The 14,826-nt window shown below is 25.8% G+C and carries 13 protein-coding genes; 12 read left to right on the top strand and 1 reads right to left on the bottom strand.

What is annotated here, in order from left to right; genetic code table 11:
• From HUJ77_RS02710 to HUJ77_RS02665, 10 genes are all read left to right on the top strand, one after another.
• Window positions 1-795: dTDP-glucose 4,6-dehydratase (locus tag HUJ77_RS02710; protein WP_291707034.1), on the top strand; the 795-nt coding region annotated here is incomplete at its 5' end.
• Window positions 796-829: 34 nt separating this feature from the next.
• A complete protein-coding gene (rffA, locus tag HUJ77_RS02705; RefSeq protein ID WP_291707033.1) occupies window positions 830-1,963 on the top strand; it encodes a dTDP-4-amino-4,6-dideoxygalactose transaminase in 1,134 nt (377 codons plus the stop codon).
• Between the two features lie 29 nt (window positions 1,964-1,992).
• Complete coding sequence (locus HUJ77_RS02700; RefSeq protein WP_291707032.1) at window positions 1,993-2,991, top strand: glycosyltransferase family 2 protein; 999 nt, start codon at window positions 1,993-1,995, stop codon at window positions 2,989-2,991.
• Complete coding sequence (locus HUJ77_RS02695; RefSeq protein ID WP_291707031.1) at window positions 2,960-4,066, top strand: ATP-grasp domain-containing protein; 1,107 nt, start codon at window positions 2,960-2,962, stop codon at window positions 4,064-4,066. Before HUJ77_RS02700 ends, HUJ77_RS02695 begins: the two co-directional genes overlap by 32 nt.
• Before the next feature lie 2 nt (window positions 4,067-4,068).
• Window positions 4,069-4,623 carry an acyltransferase gene (locus HUJ77_RS02690; protein WP_291707030.1) on the top strand — a complete coding sequence of 185 codons (555 nt, stop codon included), beginning with the start codon at window positions 4,069-4,071 and terminating at the stop codon, window positions 4,621-4,623.
• Window positions 4,624-4,625: 2 nt separating this feature from the next.
• Window positions 4,626-5,540, top strand: coding sequence for an NAD(P)-dependent oxidoreductase (locus HUJ77_RS02685; RefSeq protein ID WP_291707029.1), 915 nt, complete (start codon window positions 4,626-4,628; stop codon window positions 5,538-5,540).
• On the top strand, window positions 5,528-5,881 hold the full coding sequence (locus tag HUJ77_RS02680; RefSeq protein WP_291707028.1) for an EamA family transporter: 354 nt from the start codon (window positions 5,528-5,530) through the stop codon (window positions 5,879-5,881). The genes HUJ77_RS02685 and HUJ77_RS02680 overlap by 13 nt, the downstream gene beginning before the upstream one ends.
• Window positions 5,871-6,215 (top strand): EamA family transporter, encoded by a 345-nt coding sequence (locus HUJ77_RS02675; RefSeq protein WP_291707027.1) that lies wholly within the window; start codon window positions 5,871-5,873, stop codon window positions 6,213-6,215. The genes HUJ77_RS02680 and HUJ77_RS02675 overlap by 11 nt, the downstream gene beginning before the upstream one ends.
• Window positions 6,216-6,476: 261 nt before the next feature.
• Window positions 6,477-8,312 carry a hypothetical protein gene (locus HUJ77_RS02670; RefSeq protein WP_291707026.1) on the top strand — a complete coding sequence of 612 codons (1,836 nt, stop codon included), beginning with the start codon at window positions 6,477-6,479 and terminating at the stop codon, window positions 8,310-8,312.
• A gap of 38 nt (window positions 8,313-8,350) precedes the next feature.
• Window positions 8,351-11,107, top strand: coding sequence for a YfhO family protein (locus HUJ77_RS02665; RefSeq protein ID WP_291707025.1), 2,757 nt, complete (start codon window positions 8,351-8,353; stop codon window positions 11,105-11,107).
• 291 nt (window positions 11,108-11,398) lie between these two features.
• Here HUJ77_RS02665 and HUJ77_RS02660 read toward each other — a convergent pair whose 3' ends face one another.
• Window positions 11,399-12,403, bottom strand: coding sequence for an LCP family protein (locus tag HUJ77_RS02660; protein WP_291707024.1), 1,005 nt, complete (start codon window positions 12,401-12,403; stop codon window positions 11,399-11,401).
• Between the two features lie 103 nt (window positions 12,404-12,506).
• Here HUJ77_RS02660 and HUJ77_RS02655 point away from each other — a divergent pair, with 103 nt between their 5' ends.
• Both HUJ77_RS02655 and HUJ77_RS02650 read left to right on the top strand, forming a co-directional pair.
• A complete protein-coding gene (locus HUJ77_RS02655) occupies window positions 12,507-13,640 on the top strand; it encodes a glycosyltransferase family 4 protein (RefSeq protein WP_291707023.1) in 1,134 nt (377 codons plus the stop codon).
• Between the two features lie 11 nt (window positions 13,641-13,651).
• Entirely contained in the window at window positions 13,652-14,794 is a 1,143-nt protein-coding gene (locus HUJ77_RS02650; RefSeq protein ID WP_291707022.1) for a glycosyltransferase, read from the top strand.
• Window positions 14,795-14,826 lie beyond the last annotated feature (32 nt).

Here is a 14,826-nt window from a genome sequence, read left to right as displayed (position 1 = left end):
TCTCATGTTGATAGAAGTATAAGAGAACCAGAAGTATTTGCTAAGACAAATGTTATGGGCACAGTTAACTTATTAAACTGTGCAAAAAATGCATGGGAAACTGAAGATGGTTGGAAAGATGGAGTTAAGTTCTTACATGTTTCAACTGATGAAGTATATGGTTCACTTGGAGAAACAGGCTATTTTATGGAAACTACTCCATTAGATCCTCATAGCCCATATTCAGCTAGTAAGGCTGGATCAGATATGATGGTTAAGGCATATGGAGATACTTATAAAATGCCAGTTAACATAACAAGATGTTCTAATAACTATGGACCATTCCAATTCCCAGAAAAGTTAATACCACTTCTTATTAATAACTGTCTTCAATTAAAAGACTTACCAATCTATGGTGATGGATTAAATATAAGAGATTGGTTATATGTAGAAGACCACGCTAAAGCAATAGATATGGTTATTAATAATGGAAGACTTGGTGAAGTTTATAATGTTGGTGGACATAATGAAAGAACTAACATTCAAATAGTTGATACAGTTATTAAATATATTCATGAGAATGTAAATAGCGAAGTAACTGAAAATTTAAAGAAGTTTGTTGAAGATAGAAAAGGTCATGATAGAAGATATGGAATAGATCCAACTAAGATAAAAGAAGAGCTTGGATGGTATCCTGAAACTACTTTTGAAGTAGGTATAGTTAAGACTATAAAGTGGTACTTAGATAATAAAGAATGGATGGCTAATATAACATCAGGAGACTATAAGAATTATTATAAAAAAATGTATGAATAAACATAATATATTATAAATTGGTTTAGGAGGAAATATGATAAAATTTAATATTCCACCAATTGTGGGTAAAGAAGAAGAATATATAAGGCAAGCTGTAATGGAAAATAAAAAAATATGTGGAGATGGTCCATTTACAAAAAAATGTAATGAATGGATAATGGATAGAACAGAAACAAAGAAGGCTTTATTAACTACATCATGTACCCATGCGTTAGAAATGGCAGCGATTTTATGTGATATTAAAGAGGGGGACGAAGTAATCGCTCCTTCATATACTTTTGTATCAACAGTAAACGCATTTGTTCTTAGAGGAGCAAAAATAGTATTTGTAGATATAAGACCGGACACTATGAATATTGATGAAAATTTAATAGAAAAGGCTATTACAGATAAGACTAAAGCTATAATTCCTGTTCATTATGCAGGTGTAGCATGTGAAATGGACAAAATAATGGAAATAGCTAATAAATATAATTTATATGTTATTGAAGATGCTGCACAAGGTGTTATGTCAACTTATAAAGGAAAAGCACTTGGAACAATAGGCGATTTAGGAACATATAGTTTCCATGAAACAAAGAATTATAGCATGGGTGAAGGTGGAGCCTTACTAATAGACAATAGCGAGTTTGCTGAAAGAGCTGAAATAATAAGAGAAAAAGGAACTGACAGAAGTAAGTTTTTTAGAGGACAAGTAGATAAATACTCATGGGTTGATATTGGATCATCATTTTTACCAAGTGAGTTAAATGCAGCATATCTTTATGCTCAATTAGAAGAAGCAGAAAAAATAAATAATGCTAGGTTATCATCTTGGAAATTATATTATAATGGGTTATCAGATTTAAAGGATAAAGGCCTTATAGAATTACCTGTAATACCTGAAAATTGTATACATAATGCACATATGTTTTATATAAAACTTAAGGATTTGAGCCAAAGAACAGAGTTAATTAATTATTTAAAAGAAAGAGGAATAGATAGCGTATTCCATTATGTACCTTTACATTCATCTAAAGCAGGGATAGAATTTGGTAGATTCCATGGTGAAGATAAATATACAACTAGAGAAAGTGAAAGAATTTTAAGATTACCGTTATATTATGGATTAAAAGACATAGAAGTTGAAAGTGTAATTAATTCAATAAAAGAGTATTTTAATATATAAATAATAAGAGTTAGAGATAGGGGATTAATATGAAAGTTTCTTTTGTTATTCCATGTTATAATTCTCAAAAAACTATTGGAAAACTTATAGATATGACATGTGAACAAATGAAGATAATGGAAATAAATGATTATGAATTTGTACTAGTAAATGATTATTCTAAAGATAATACAATATATGAATTGAGAAGTATAGCTAATAAGTATAAATTTGTTAAAGTTATAGATTTAGCAAATAATTTTGGTCAACATAATGCTATAATGGCAGGATTAAATTATGTAGAAGGGGATATAGTTGTAGGTATGGATGATGATTTACAAACTCATCCATCTCAACTTCCAAAACTGTTTGCAAAATTAGATGAAGGATATGATGTTGTTTATGGAAGATATCCAGAAAAAAAGCATTCTTGGTTTAGAAATTTAGGTAGTAAATTTAATAACTGGACAGTGCGTATACTAATAGGGAAACCTAAAGATTTAAAAGCAAGTAGTTTTTGGATTGCTAGAAGATTTATAATAGATTCAATCATAAAATATGAAAATCCTTATGCTCATTTGCAAGGATTATTTTTAAGAACAACAAAAAATGTAGGTAATGCTGATATAGAACATTTTGAAAGAGTAGAAGGAAATTCAAACTATACAATGAAAAGGCTGCTTAAATTATGGGCTAGCTGTACAAATTTTTCAATAGTACCACTAAGAATGGCAACAATGTTAGGGGTAATTTTTTCTTCCTTAGGTTTTATTGGCGCAATATATATAATTATAAAAAAGATATTATATGTTAATGTTGCAAATGGATGGAGTTCTTTAATGTCTGCAATGTTGTTTTTTTCAGGATTGAATTTATTATTTATTGGCTTGGTAGGGGAATATGTAGGGAGAATATTTATTAGCATAAATAAATCTCCACAGTATGTAATAAAAGAGTTCATTAATGCTGAAAATAATGAACTAAGTGAAAGAAATATTATTGAGGGAGTAGATAATTATGAAGAAAATACTAATTCTAGGAGCAGGTAATGCACAAATTGATGCAATTAGATATTGTAAAGAAAATAATTATGAAGTATATGGATGTAGTTACACTAATAATGATAGAGGAATACCGTTATTAGATCATTTTAAACAAATTGATATAAAAGATGTTAAAGCAGTAAGTGAATATGCTAAAGAAATTAAAGCAGATGTAGTGTATTCAGTTGGTTCTGATATAGCAATGCCAACAGTATGCAAAGTAAATGAAGATTTAGGGCTACCAAACTTTATATCATCAAAAACTGCTAGTATATGTCAAAATAAAAATTTATTACGCGAATATTTAGGACAAGATTTCGCTGGTAATATAGAATATATATCAGTTTCAACATTAGAAGAAGCCATGGAATTTAATATATTCCCTTGTATAATGAAACCAGTAGATTCACAAGGGCAAAGAGGCGTTTATAAGATAAATAATAAAGATGAAATAAAGGAATTTTTCTACAAATCCATTGAATTCTCAAATTCTAAGAAACTAATAATAGAGAAATATATTGATGGACCAGAGATATCTGTAAATGCATATATTGAAGACTCTGTTTTAAAAGTATGTTTAGTTTCTGATAGAATTGTATTTGATGAATTACCTGGTGGAATAATAAAGGAACACATAATTCCAACTTCCTTTGCTAATGAAAATACAGTAGAAAAAGTAAAAGATTTAGTAGGTAGAACTGTAAAAAAACTTAATATAAATAATGGTCCAGTATATTTTCAAATTAAATTAGACGGGGATAATCCAATATTAATTGAAGTGACTCCAAGATTAGACGGATGTCATATGTGGAATTTAATTAAAAATTATTGTGGAGTTGATATTCTAGCTGCGTCATTTAATAAGCTTTTATTCAATAAAAATACAGATTTTAAAGAAGATTATAAAGAGGGTATTTATAGATTAAGATTTATGTGCGAAAAACCACATGAATTATTTGATAGAAGCAAATATAATATAGATAACAATATTTATTGTGAATGGTATTATGAAAATAATGACATTGTTAAACCTATGAATAGGTATATGGAGAAGTGTGGGTACGTAATTGAGGTGATTTAGTTATGCTTAAATATTTTATAGATGAATCAATAAAAAAATTAGTCCAAATGATATTTGGGCTAGAAATATTTGATTTTCCAATATTAAACTCTTTAAGAAAATTAGCATACAAAGCAGTTTTTAAAATGGGAAATAAACTTATAATTGAAAAAAATGTTAAAATATATAGAGTTCATCAGATGAAAGAAGGAAATATAAAAATAGGAAGTGGAGTATTACTTGGAAAGAATGTAGAAATAGATTCTTCGGGGCAAGTAGAAATAGAGGATGATGTATGGTTTTCAGAAGGTAGCCAAGTTCATTCTCATTATCATGTACTAGATGAAGATAGGACAAAGAGAGTAAAAGATAAAATAATACCAGTTTCATTAACATTTAAAGAAGGATGTTGGATTGGAGCAAGAGCTATAATATTACCAAGTGTAGGGGTTATAGGCAAACATGCAGTTGTAGGAGCAGGTAGTGTTGTAACAAAGCCTGTAGAAGATTATACAGTAGTTGCTGGTAATCCTGCTAAGGTAATAAAAAGATTAGATTATAAGGAAAAGAGGAATTAAGGATGATAGCTATTACTGGAGGAACTGGATTTATAGGCCAATGGATTTTAAAGCTGTATAGTGATAAATATAAGTTTAAAGTTCTTACAAGAAGTTTAGATATGTCAAAGGATATATATAAGCATGAAAATATAGAATACTGCGTAACAGACTATTCAGAAGATAGCTTAAAGAAAGAACTGAAAGGCTGCAATGGTGTTATTCACCTTGCCTCTATAAGATTTGATAAAAATCAAAAGGAAAAATTCACAAGATACTTAGATAATATAGTATTAACTGAGAATTTATTCGATGTATGCAATGAACTAAATATAAAAAATATTGTATTTTTATCAAGTAGAGCAGTATATGGAAATTCAGAAGAAACAGTAAATATTGAAGAACAGAAATTTAATCCTATGAATTTATATGGGGTATCAAAAGCTACTATAGAGTTAATTTCAGAATATTATAATGATAAATATGATATGAAAATCAAGTCATTAAGAGTTTCACAAGTATTAGGGCTTGGCGAACGTGAAGGATATATGTTTAGTATTTTCTTAAATAGCTGTTTAAATAAAAAAACAATATATCTATACGGAGAAGGTAAGGGAGAAAGAAATTATATATATGTCAAAGATTTAGCTAGAGCTATAATAATGTCATTAGAGAAAAATGATTTTAGAGGTTCGTATAATATAGCTGGTAATAGAACTATATCTAACTCTGAATTGGCAGAAACTATGTGTAAGGTATTTGATAATAATAACAATATAGCATACCTTAAGGATAAGGTTGAGGATTTAAGTATACAGAAGATAAATATAGATAAAGCTAAGAAAGATCTTGGTTTTGAATGTGTGTATGAATTAATAGATATGATGGAAGATATTAAAAGAACTCTAGAAGAGGAGAATAGTAAATGGGAATATTAAAAAATAGATATATGCAATTACATATTGCTATTTTAATTTATACATTATCATCAGTATTTTCAAAGCTTGCATCTGATTCACTTGGGATGAATGGATTATTTGACTTTAAAACAATTTTAATGTTAGGTGGATTAGTATTTATATTAGGATTATATGCAATTGTATGGCAACAAGTAATAAAAAATATAGACTTATCTGTAGCGTATTCTAATAAAGGTATATCTATAATGTGGACTTTAATGTGGTCTGTAATTTTATTTAATGAGAAACTTCAATTTAAGAATATATTAGGAGCAGTAATAATTATAATAGGGATAATGGTGATTAATTATGATAAGTAGTAGTTTAGCTATAATAATAATATTAATTTCTTCTTTTATAGTGGCAATATCTCAATGTATTTTAAAGAGTAGTGCTAATAAAAAACATAAGGGTATAATTTGGGAATATTTAAATTTTAGAGTTATATTTGGATATGGATTATTTATGATAGCTTTATTATTAAATGTTTTTGCATATCAGGGAATACCATATAAGTTAGGACCAATTATAGCTTCTACTAGCTATATATTTATAATGATATTAAGCGCATTATTTTTGGAGGAAAAGATTACCAAAAAGAAGGTGTTTGGGAATGCATTAATTTTATTAGGTATAATTATATTTGCTAATTAAAGTATTCTACAAGTTTAAAATATGAAATGTGGTCATAAAATTGATGAAGAAGCTTAACAGTAACTTTTACTATAAATAGTTAAGTTGTTTATTTATGAGTATAAAATTAATCTTTACTATACATGTGATTGGTGAAATTTTATATTTTTCAAGAATATCATTAATAGGGAAATGTGGAATATAAAGATAAATTTATTATATGATAGTCTAATTAGCTTTAGAGTTAATGTATTAGATTGGACTAGAAGTATGAGGAGAGTAATGAATAAATTAAAAAATATGTTAGAAAAAATTAAAAATAATTATATGGATGATGAAGAAAAACGATTTTGTTATGATTTATTAATAGTAGCTTTTATTAATGCTATGTTTTTAATTGCTTACTTCAAACTTTTCCGAATATATTTTGTTATGAATGATGATACTGCAATGGGAGGATTAATGGCAGGAATCCAGGGGATGTTTCCGGGATATTCAGTATTCGTTAACTTTATACCATCGTATTTAATCTCAAGATTAGCTATGGTATGGGGAAATATAAACTGGTTTGGAATATATCTATTAGGTACTTGCTATTTATCATTTACATTCATTGGTGTAGTTATATTTAATAAAATGAAATTAAAAATTGGAAGTGCTATATATATTGCTATAGGTGCCTGTGGATTCATTCCAATTTTAAGATATTTTACATTTACTACAATTGCTTATGTTGCTATATTAGCAGGAATTGTATTTATAATACAGGGATATTATTCTAATATTAAGTCAATTAAATATAGTTTATATATATTTGGAACATTAATGTTTATAAATGGATCCTTTATTAGATACAAATGTTCATATACCGGAATTGTATTATTTTTAGGATTTATAATAATGGAATTAATAAAAGAGAGAAAAACTAATATAAAAAAAGTAATGATATTAGGGTTAGTCGTATTTATTGCTTGTGGATTCTCATTTATTTTTAGAGCTTATAGTATGAATAAATATTATAAGGATATTGTTTGGAATGAATATATAGAATTTAATAAAGCACGTTCAAATTTAATAGATTTTGGATTACCAGATTATAATTTGAATAAAGAAATTTATGACAGTGTTGGGTGGAGTGAGAATGATTATAATATATTTAATGCATACTCATTTCCAGAAGAAGAAAAATTTTCAACAGAGAATTTAGAGAAGATTTATCAATATAAAAAATCTATGAAAAATAGCATTGACTTTACTGGGGCTATTAAGAGTTTAATAGAGAATATAGATAAGGAAATTACTATACAGATATGTATATTATTTATAATAATTATAAGTATATATAACATATACTTTTCTAAAAATAAAATAATGAGTATATTTGTAGCTATATTCCCATTTGCCATGCATATGTTATTTATTTTAATTAATAGAGCTCCATATAGAGGGGTTTATCCACATTATTTTATGGCTGTGGTTTTATTATTATTAATAACAAATAATTATAGTAAATTAGATTTTGATAAAAAATATGTTAAAGTATATGATAAATTAATTAATTGTATGGTATCTATAATAATAGTTACATCAATAAGTATATCAATTAATCCGTTATATAAAAATTATAATAATAGAAAAAATATATCAGATAATGAATCCTTAAGACAAAGTATAGAGATATATCACACTTTATGTAATGATAAAGATAATATATACTTAACATCAATGAACTATAACGGAAGTCTTGTAAGAGAATATTCTATATTGCGTTGGAATCCCCAAGGAAGTAAAGAAAATGTAATAAGTGTTGGTGGTTGGGGAAGTAGAAGCAAAAATATTAAGTATGTTAAAGAGTTAAATGGAATAGATAATTTAATTTATGATTTGATTAAAAAGGATAACTATTTCTTTGTAGATAGAGGCGATCATGTAGGTATGTACATAACGTATTTTAAAGAAACATACAATCTTGATGTGTCATTCGATATAGTAAATACTATGTATACTACAAATGTATATAAGGTTAATATTATAAATAATTATGATACTAATAATATTGATAATAGTGAAGGTACTGGCAACACTGATAGTGTTGATGTTGTAGATATTAACTTATAAAAGAAGTTATATATTATAGTAAAATAAGGGGAGGAATAATGGATAAGTATAAAAATATAAGTTTAAAACTTAGAAATATACAAGAATATATACTAACATCAATAATAATTATAGTATTTATGTTATGCATATATTATTTAAAAGGGTTATACCCATTTGGAAATAATTCTATTATATATGCAGATATGGTTCAGCAGATAGCCCCATTTTATTATAATTTTTATGATATTATAAATGGAAGTGCCAGTATATTTTATGATTTTAATACGGCAATGGGATTTAATATATTTAGTACAATATCTTCATATTTTTTAAGTCCATTTTCTTATATAATTCTGTTATTTAAACGTGAAAATATAATTTTAGCCATAAATATAGTATTTATGGCTAAAATTATTGGATGTGGATTAAGTTGTACTTGGTTATTAAAAAAGTATTTTAATAATTTAAAAACATATTGGGTTGTTTTTTTAAGTCTTTTATATGCTTTATCTAGCTATAATATGATAATGTATCAGATTATTAATTGGTTAGATATAGTTATTATTTTCCCTATATTATTAGTTGCTTTAAGAAGCTTATTGGATAATAAAAAGGTTACATTATATATAATTACATTAGCATTTATAATGTTAATGAGTTATCAATTAGGATTTATGGTAATACTATTTATACTATTTACATCAGGAATATATATTAAATTATATGTTGAAAAAATGGATAGAAAAAATAGAATTTTCTTATTAGGAGTTGGAACAATAGCATCAAGTTTAATAGCTTTTATTAAAATATTACCAGCTATTATTCAGACCTTTGAGTCTAGTAGAGCAGGGGGGAATATAAATGGTATATTAACATCTCATACTAGTTACATGTATGATAGAATATCATTTCTATTCTCTGGAGCAATAATATATCCCTTAATATTTTTATTGATTTTAAAATACAAACAAAATAAAGAGTTTTTAATATTGACATTATCAGCTCTGATGTTAACATTATTACCTGTAGTTGTAGATCCTGTAAATAGATTATGGCATATGGGATCATATTCAAGTTTTCCATTTAGATATGGATTTATACCAATCTTAATTTTTATAATTATGGCTGCATATTATATTAATAAATATGAGAGTAAGACATTTAAAAATTATAACTTTCAAAAGGGAAAATGTTTAATTGAAATTGCACTATTAGCAATAGTTATAGTAATTTTAATATTTATAGAGAAAAAATATTACGTTGAGATTCAGCAAGCTGTAAGTAGTTTAACTTTATATGTTAATTTAAAAGTTTTTAAATTACTATTATTAGCTAGTGGCAGCATTTTATTGGTTTCTTTAATTATTTTTATTATTGAAAGAGGCAATTATAATAATATATTTGTAAAGCTAGTTCTTATAATTCTTATGAGTAGTTACTCATTATTTAATTTATATAATTATATAGGTATAGAAAGTATGATGAATAGAATTAGTGATAAATATAATCATATGAATAATATATATGATTATGAGTTTAATGAGGAAAATAATTATTATAGAATTAAAGATAGAGATCAAATATATACTACATATACAGCTAATACACCATTTGTTATTAATAAAAAAAGCTTAGCTCATTATACTTCAGTGAACAATAATAATCATATGTTAGTAATGAAAAAACTAGGATATGGATCAAATTGGACTAGAACATATGATGGAGGAGGAACGTTATTTACAGATAGTGTATTTAATATTAAATATGTAATTTCTAATAGAGAATTAGATAGTAGTATTTATAAGTATGTTAATGAAACTGATGATATAAAAATATATGAAAATAAGTTCTATATTCCGAATGGAATAAAGATGCTTAAAGATAGTATATTAAATGATGTATTAGAAGCTAATAGTGTATTTGAAGCACAAAATAATATATATAAGTCTATAAGTAATGGTAATGAAAATATAATTGAAGAGTTAACTGATTTTAACTTAATTAACTTAAGTAAGGAAGAAAAAGAAAGATATCAAGCTTTTAGAAAAATTGATGAAAATCAAAAGGCATATATTGAGTTTGAAATAGATAGCTTAGATAAAAATCAATTATATTTAAATGTTCTTAAAGATTTGGAAAATTCTAAGAATTCAGCAGTATATAATAGCTTAAAAATATATATTAATGGAGAACCATATAATAGCTATTTTGATGGCATAGAGTCAAATGAATTTCCAACTGAAATAAATAATGGGTTATTAGATTTGGGGCAATATGGGGATGAAAAAGTAAAAGTAGACATTGAAGTTATTAAGAATTTTGAAACTAAGGAGCTATCAATAGGATTATTAGATATAGATAAGTTAGAGTTGTTAGCTAATAAATATGCCAATGTAACCTCAGATATTAGTGTAAATAAAAATAAAATTAAGTCTACTGTAGATGGTAAATTAGGTGAAAATCTATTTATAGCAATACCATTTGATAAGGGCTTCAATAGCAAGATTAATGGTAATAGTGTTACTATTGAAAAAGCTTTTGATAATTTTATTTCTATTCCTTTAATTGAAGGGGAAAATAGAATTGAGCTTATATATATACCAAAAGGGTTAATTTTAGGTAGCATTATAAGTTTTACTACAATATTAATATGTATAGTAGTAATAATTTTAAATAAAAATGGTATAAAACTTAGAACAGATATCTACGAAGGAATAGCATATTATATATATATAATTATTTATTCACTGACTATTTTAGTAATATATATTATACCTATAATATTTTTTATATACTACTGGATTAGTAGGTAGGGAAAACATTGAATATTATACAGATAGATAAGAATATCTTGTTAGTATTTTTTTGTTTGCATAAATAAGTTTAAGTAATAGTATAAAAACATATATATTTAATTGTTTATAACAAGAAATATTACTGATAATGTTTAGAAAAATAAAAAATATTTTGGTAAAGACCGTAATATTCATTGAAAAATAGAAATATAAGTAATAATATAAATATAGGGTTATTTATATTAGATAACCTTTTTAGGGCAAATGAAATATCCCGACAGTGATGTCGGGATATTTTATATTGTATTCTTATTTAATATCATTAAATATATAATCTCGCATTTGCTGTTTGGCTGTTTCTATATCGAAAGTTAAATAATATACTCCATCAATCATAGCCCCTTCACCATAGCCATCTCTTGGGAATCTATCTTGTTCTAGATTGTTACCTATTCCAAGAACTTTTGTGCCTAAAGAAAGAATATCTCCTGCATTTAAATTTGTTTGTACATATGGAAGAACTTCATTTAATAATGAGTTATATGATGCAACAGATGCAGATGTTAGACTATTAAATAAAGCTTCAAGTACTGTTCTTTGTCTTTCAGTTCTCTTATAATCGCCTCCATCTGTATATCTTATTCTTGAATAGGCAAGTGCTTGAGTTCCATTTAAGTGTTGAAGTCCAGAATAAGAAACATAAGGAGAGGTTGAACCTTCTTTGTTATTAATATCAGTTATATAGTCGTTTATGTATTGTAATTCTTCATCTGTAATATCTATATCCACCCCACCAAGAATATCTATTATTATTGGTAATGAAGAAAAATTAACTGATACAAAGTCTTCAATATTTAATCCAAAGTTTTCATTTATAGTTCTAATTGACAGCTCAGGACCACCATAGGCATAAGCATGATTTATTTTATCTTGGCCATGGCCATTAATATATACATATGAATCTCTCATTATAGATGTTAATTTAACTTTATTATGAACTGGATCTACAGTTGCAATCATAATAGAATCTGAACGACCAGTTTCACCATCAGTTGAATCTAGTCCAAATAAGGCTATATTCTTAATTTTATTTATATTAGCATATTCTTTTAAATCATCTTTTCCAATTCCTAAATTATCTTTATTTAAATCTACATTATCCATCTTATTTAAAAGACCTATAAAATATCCTCCACCTAATACCGCTATTGCAAGTAATACACATAGAAAGCCCATAAATATTTTAAAACCAACAGATTTCTTTTTTCTCTTTTTTCTTTTTTTTACATTACTAGTATTTTCAATACCTGGCATAATTACACTCCCTTTCAAAGATATATTTTATCATAAAGCTATGATATCTTTCAATTCTGTAGTAAAATTTTTAATAAGTAATTAAGAAATAAAGGAGTAGAAAATGAAAGTACTGCAGATATGTTCTTTTTATGCAATAAATAATTTATATAGAAACTTATTTAATGAGCTAAATAATATAGGTATAGAGAGTGATATTTATATTCCCTGTAAACCTAAAAACATTCCAGTTAAAGTCGAAGAAAATGAATACTATTCTGGTGTATATAAGAATGGAAATAGTATATATGAAAAATTTATAAATATAATAGGACAATATGAATTTTATAAAAAAAATAATAATATATATGAAAATTTAAAGAAAAAAGTTTCTGTGGAGAATTATAATATAATACATGCTCATTCTCTATTTGAGAATGGGTACTTAGCTTATAAATCTAAATTAGAATTTGGAATTGATTATATAGTTGCAGTAAGAAATACTGATGTAAATGGATATTTTAAAGAGGCTAAGCATTTAAGAAAAATAGGTATAGAAATAATGAAAAATGCTAAAAGGATAATATTTATATCTCCAAGTTATAAAGAGTTTGTAATAAAGAATTTTGTTAAAGATATAGATAAAAGAGAGATAGTTGAAAAATCTGAAGTGATTGCTAATGGAATAGATGATTTTTGGGTTGAAAATATATCTACTAAGAAAAGACATATAGTAAAAGAAGGTGAAGTCCACTTAATACAGCCTTGTAGAATTGATAAAAATAAAAATATATCAACTTCTATAGAAATAACTAAGGAATTAAGAAAAAGAGGTTTTAAAAGCTTTATTAATATAGTTGGTGATGGAGCTGAAAAAGAGAATTTAATAAAGAAATATAGGAATTTAACCTATGTGCAATTTAATGATAAAGCTAGTAAGGAGGAACTTAAAAATTATTATGATAATAGTGATATATTAATAATGCCTTCTAAGTATGAAACTTTTGGACTTGTTTATCCTGAAGCAATGTCTAGGGGATTACCTATTGTTTATACCAAAAATCAGGGGTTTGATAAATATTTTGATGATGGTGAGGTAGGATTTCCAATAAATTATAGTAGTATAGAAGATGGTGCAGAAGCTATAATAAAGATATTAAAAAATTACAACTATATGAGTAATAAATGTATTGAAAATAGTAGATTATTTTCTTGGAGGAAAATTGCGGATAAGTATATAATAATCTACTTAGAATAGGAGGGTTAATATTGAATATTTTAATTATACCTTCTTGGTATAATACTGATAACAATCCAACTAATGGAAGTTTTTTTAGAGAACAAGTTTATGCTATAAAAGAAAAGGGAAATAATGTAATAGTGGCTTTTGTGGAAGTTAGACTTTTATCTGATAAAATTTGCAAGAATAAAGTAAAGGTAATTGATGATAATGGTATAAAAACTTATAGAATAATTCAAGGTAAGATTCCTAAGACAGGAAATATAGGTACAGCTATTGCTTTTAGAGAAGGTTTAAAGAAAATATATAAGGAAATAATTAAAGAAGAAAATATAGATATTGTTCATCTTCATTCTTGCATATGGGGTGGACTAGGGGGAATCTTTGTTGCTAAAAAGCTAAGAGTTCCTTTAATTATAACCGAACATAGCTCCTATTATGGTAGATTTAATGTTAATTTTTTTGAAAGGCAGATAATAAAATATTCCTTTAAAAATGCAAGTAAAGTAATTTCAGTAAGTAAATATTTAAAAGAAACTATTTCAAAATATTATATAGGTAACATAGATGTGATTCCTAATATGGTAGATTGTAGTGAGTTTTCATACTGCAGATCAAAAACTAAAAGTAGTAATGATAAGTTTACTTTTCTATCCTTATGTTACTTGAAAGCAAATAAGGGAGTAGATATACTAATTAGAGCCTTTAGTAAGTATTTTAAAGGCGAGGAAGTAGTACTTGTAGTAGCTGGTGATGGGCCAGAAAAGGCGAATTTAGAAAAATTAGCATTAGAATTAGATATTTCAGAGCAAATAATTTTTAAAGGAGCCTTATCACGAGAAGAAGTTAAAAATGAAATGAGTAATTGTAATGCCTTTGTTCTTGCAAGTAGATTCGAGACCTTTGGAGTAGTGCTTATTGAAGCTTTAGCAAGTGGGAAACCTGTTATTAGCACTAGAAATGGTGGAGCTAATGATATTATTAATGATTTAAATGGAATGTTAGTAGATATAGATAATATAGATGAGTTTGGTGAAAAAATGTATTATATGTATAGAAATTATAATATGTATGATAGCTATAAAATTATGGAACTTTGTAACGATATTTATAGTAAAGAAAGAATTATACAAAAGTTGTTAAATATATATGGTGAAATTAATGGGAAATAATTTAAAAAATGTATTAATTTATTAAGTTTATT

Source organism: Clostridium sp. (assembly GCF_021443865.1).
Taxonomy (GTDB): Bacteria; Bacillota; Clostridia; order Clostridiales; family Clostridiaceae; genus Clostridium.
This window is presented reverse-complemented; position numbering and strand designations above follow the sequence as displayed.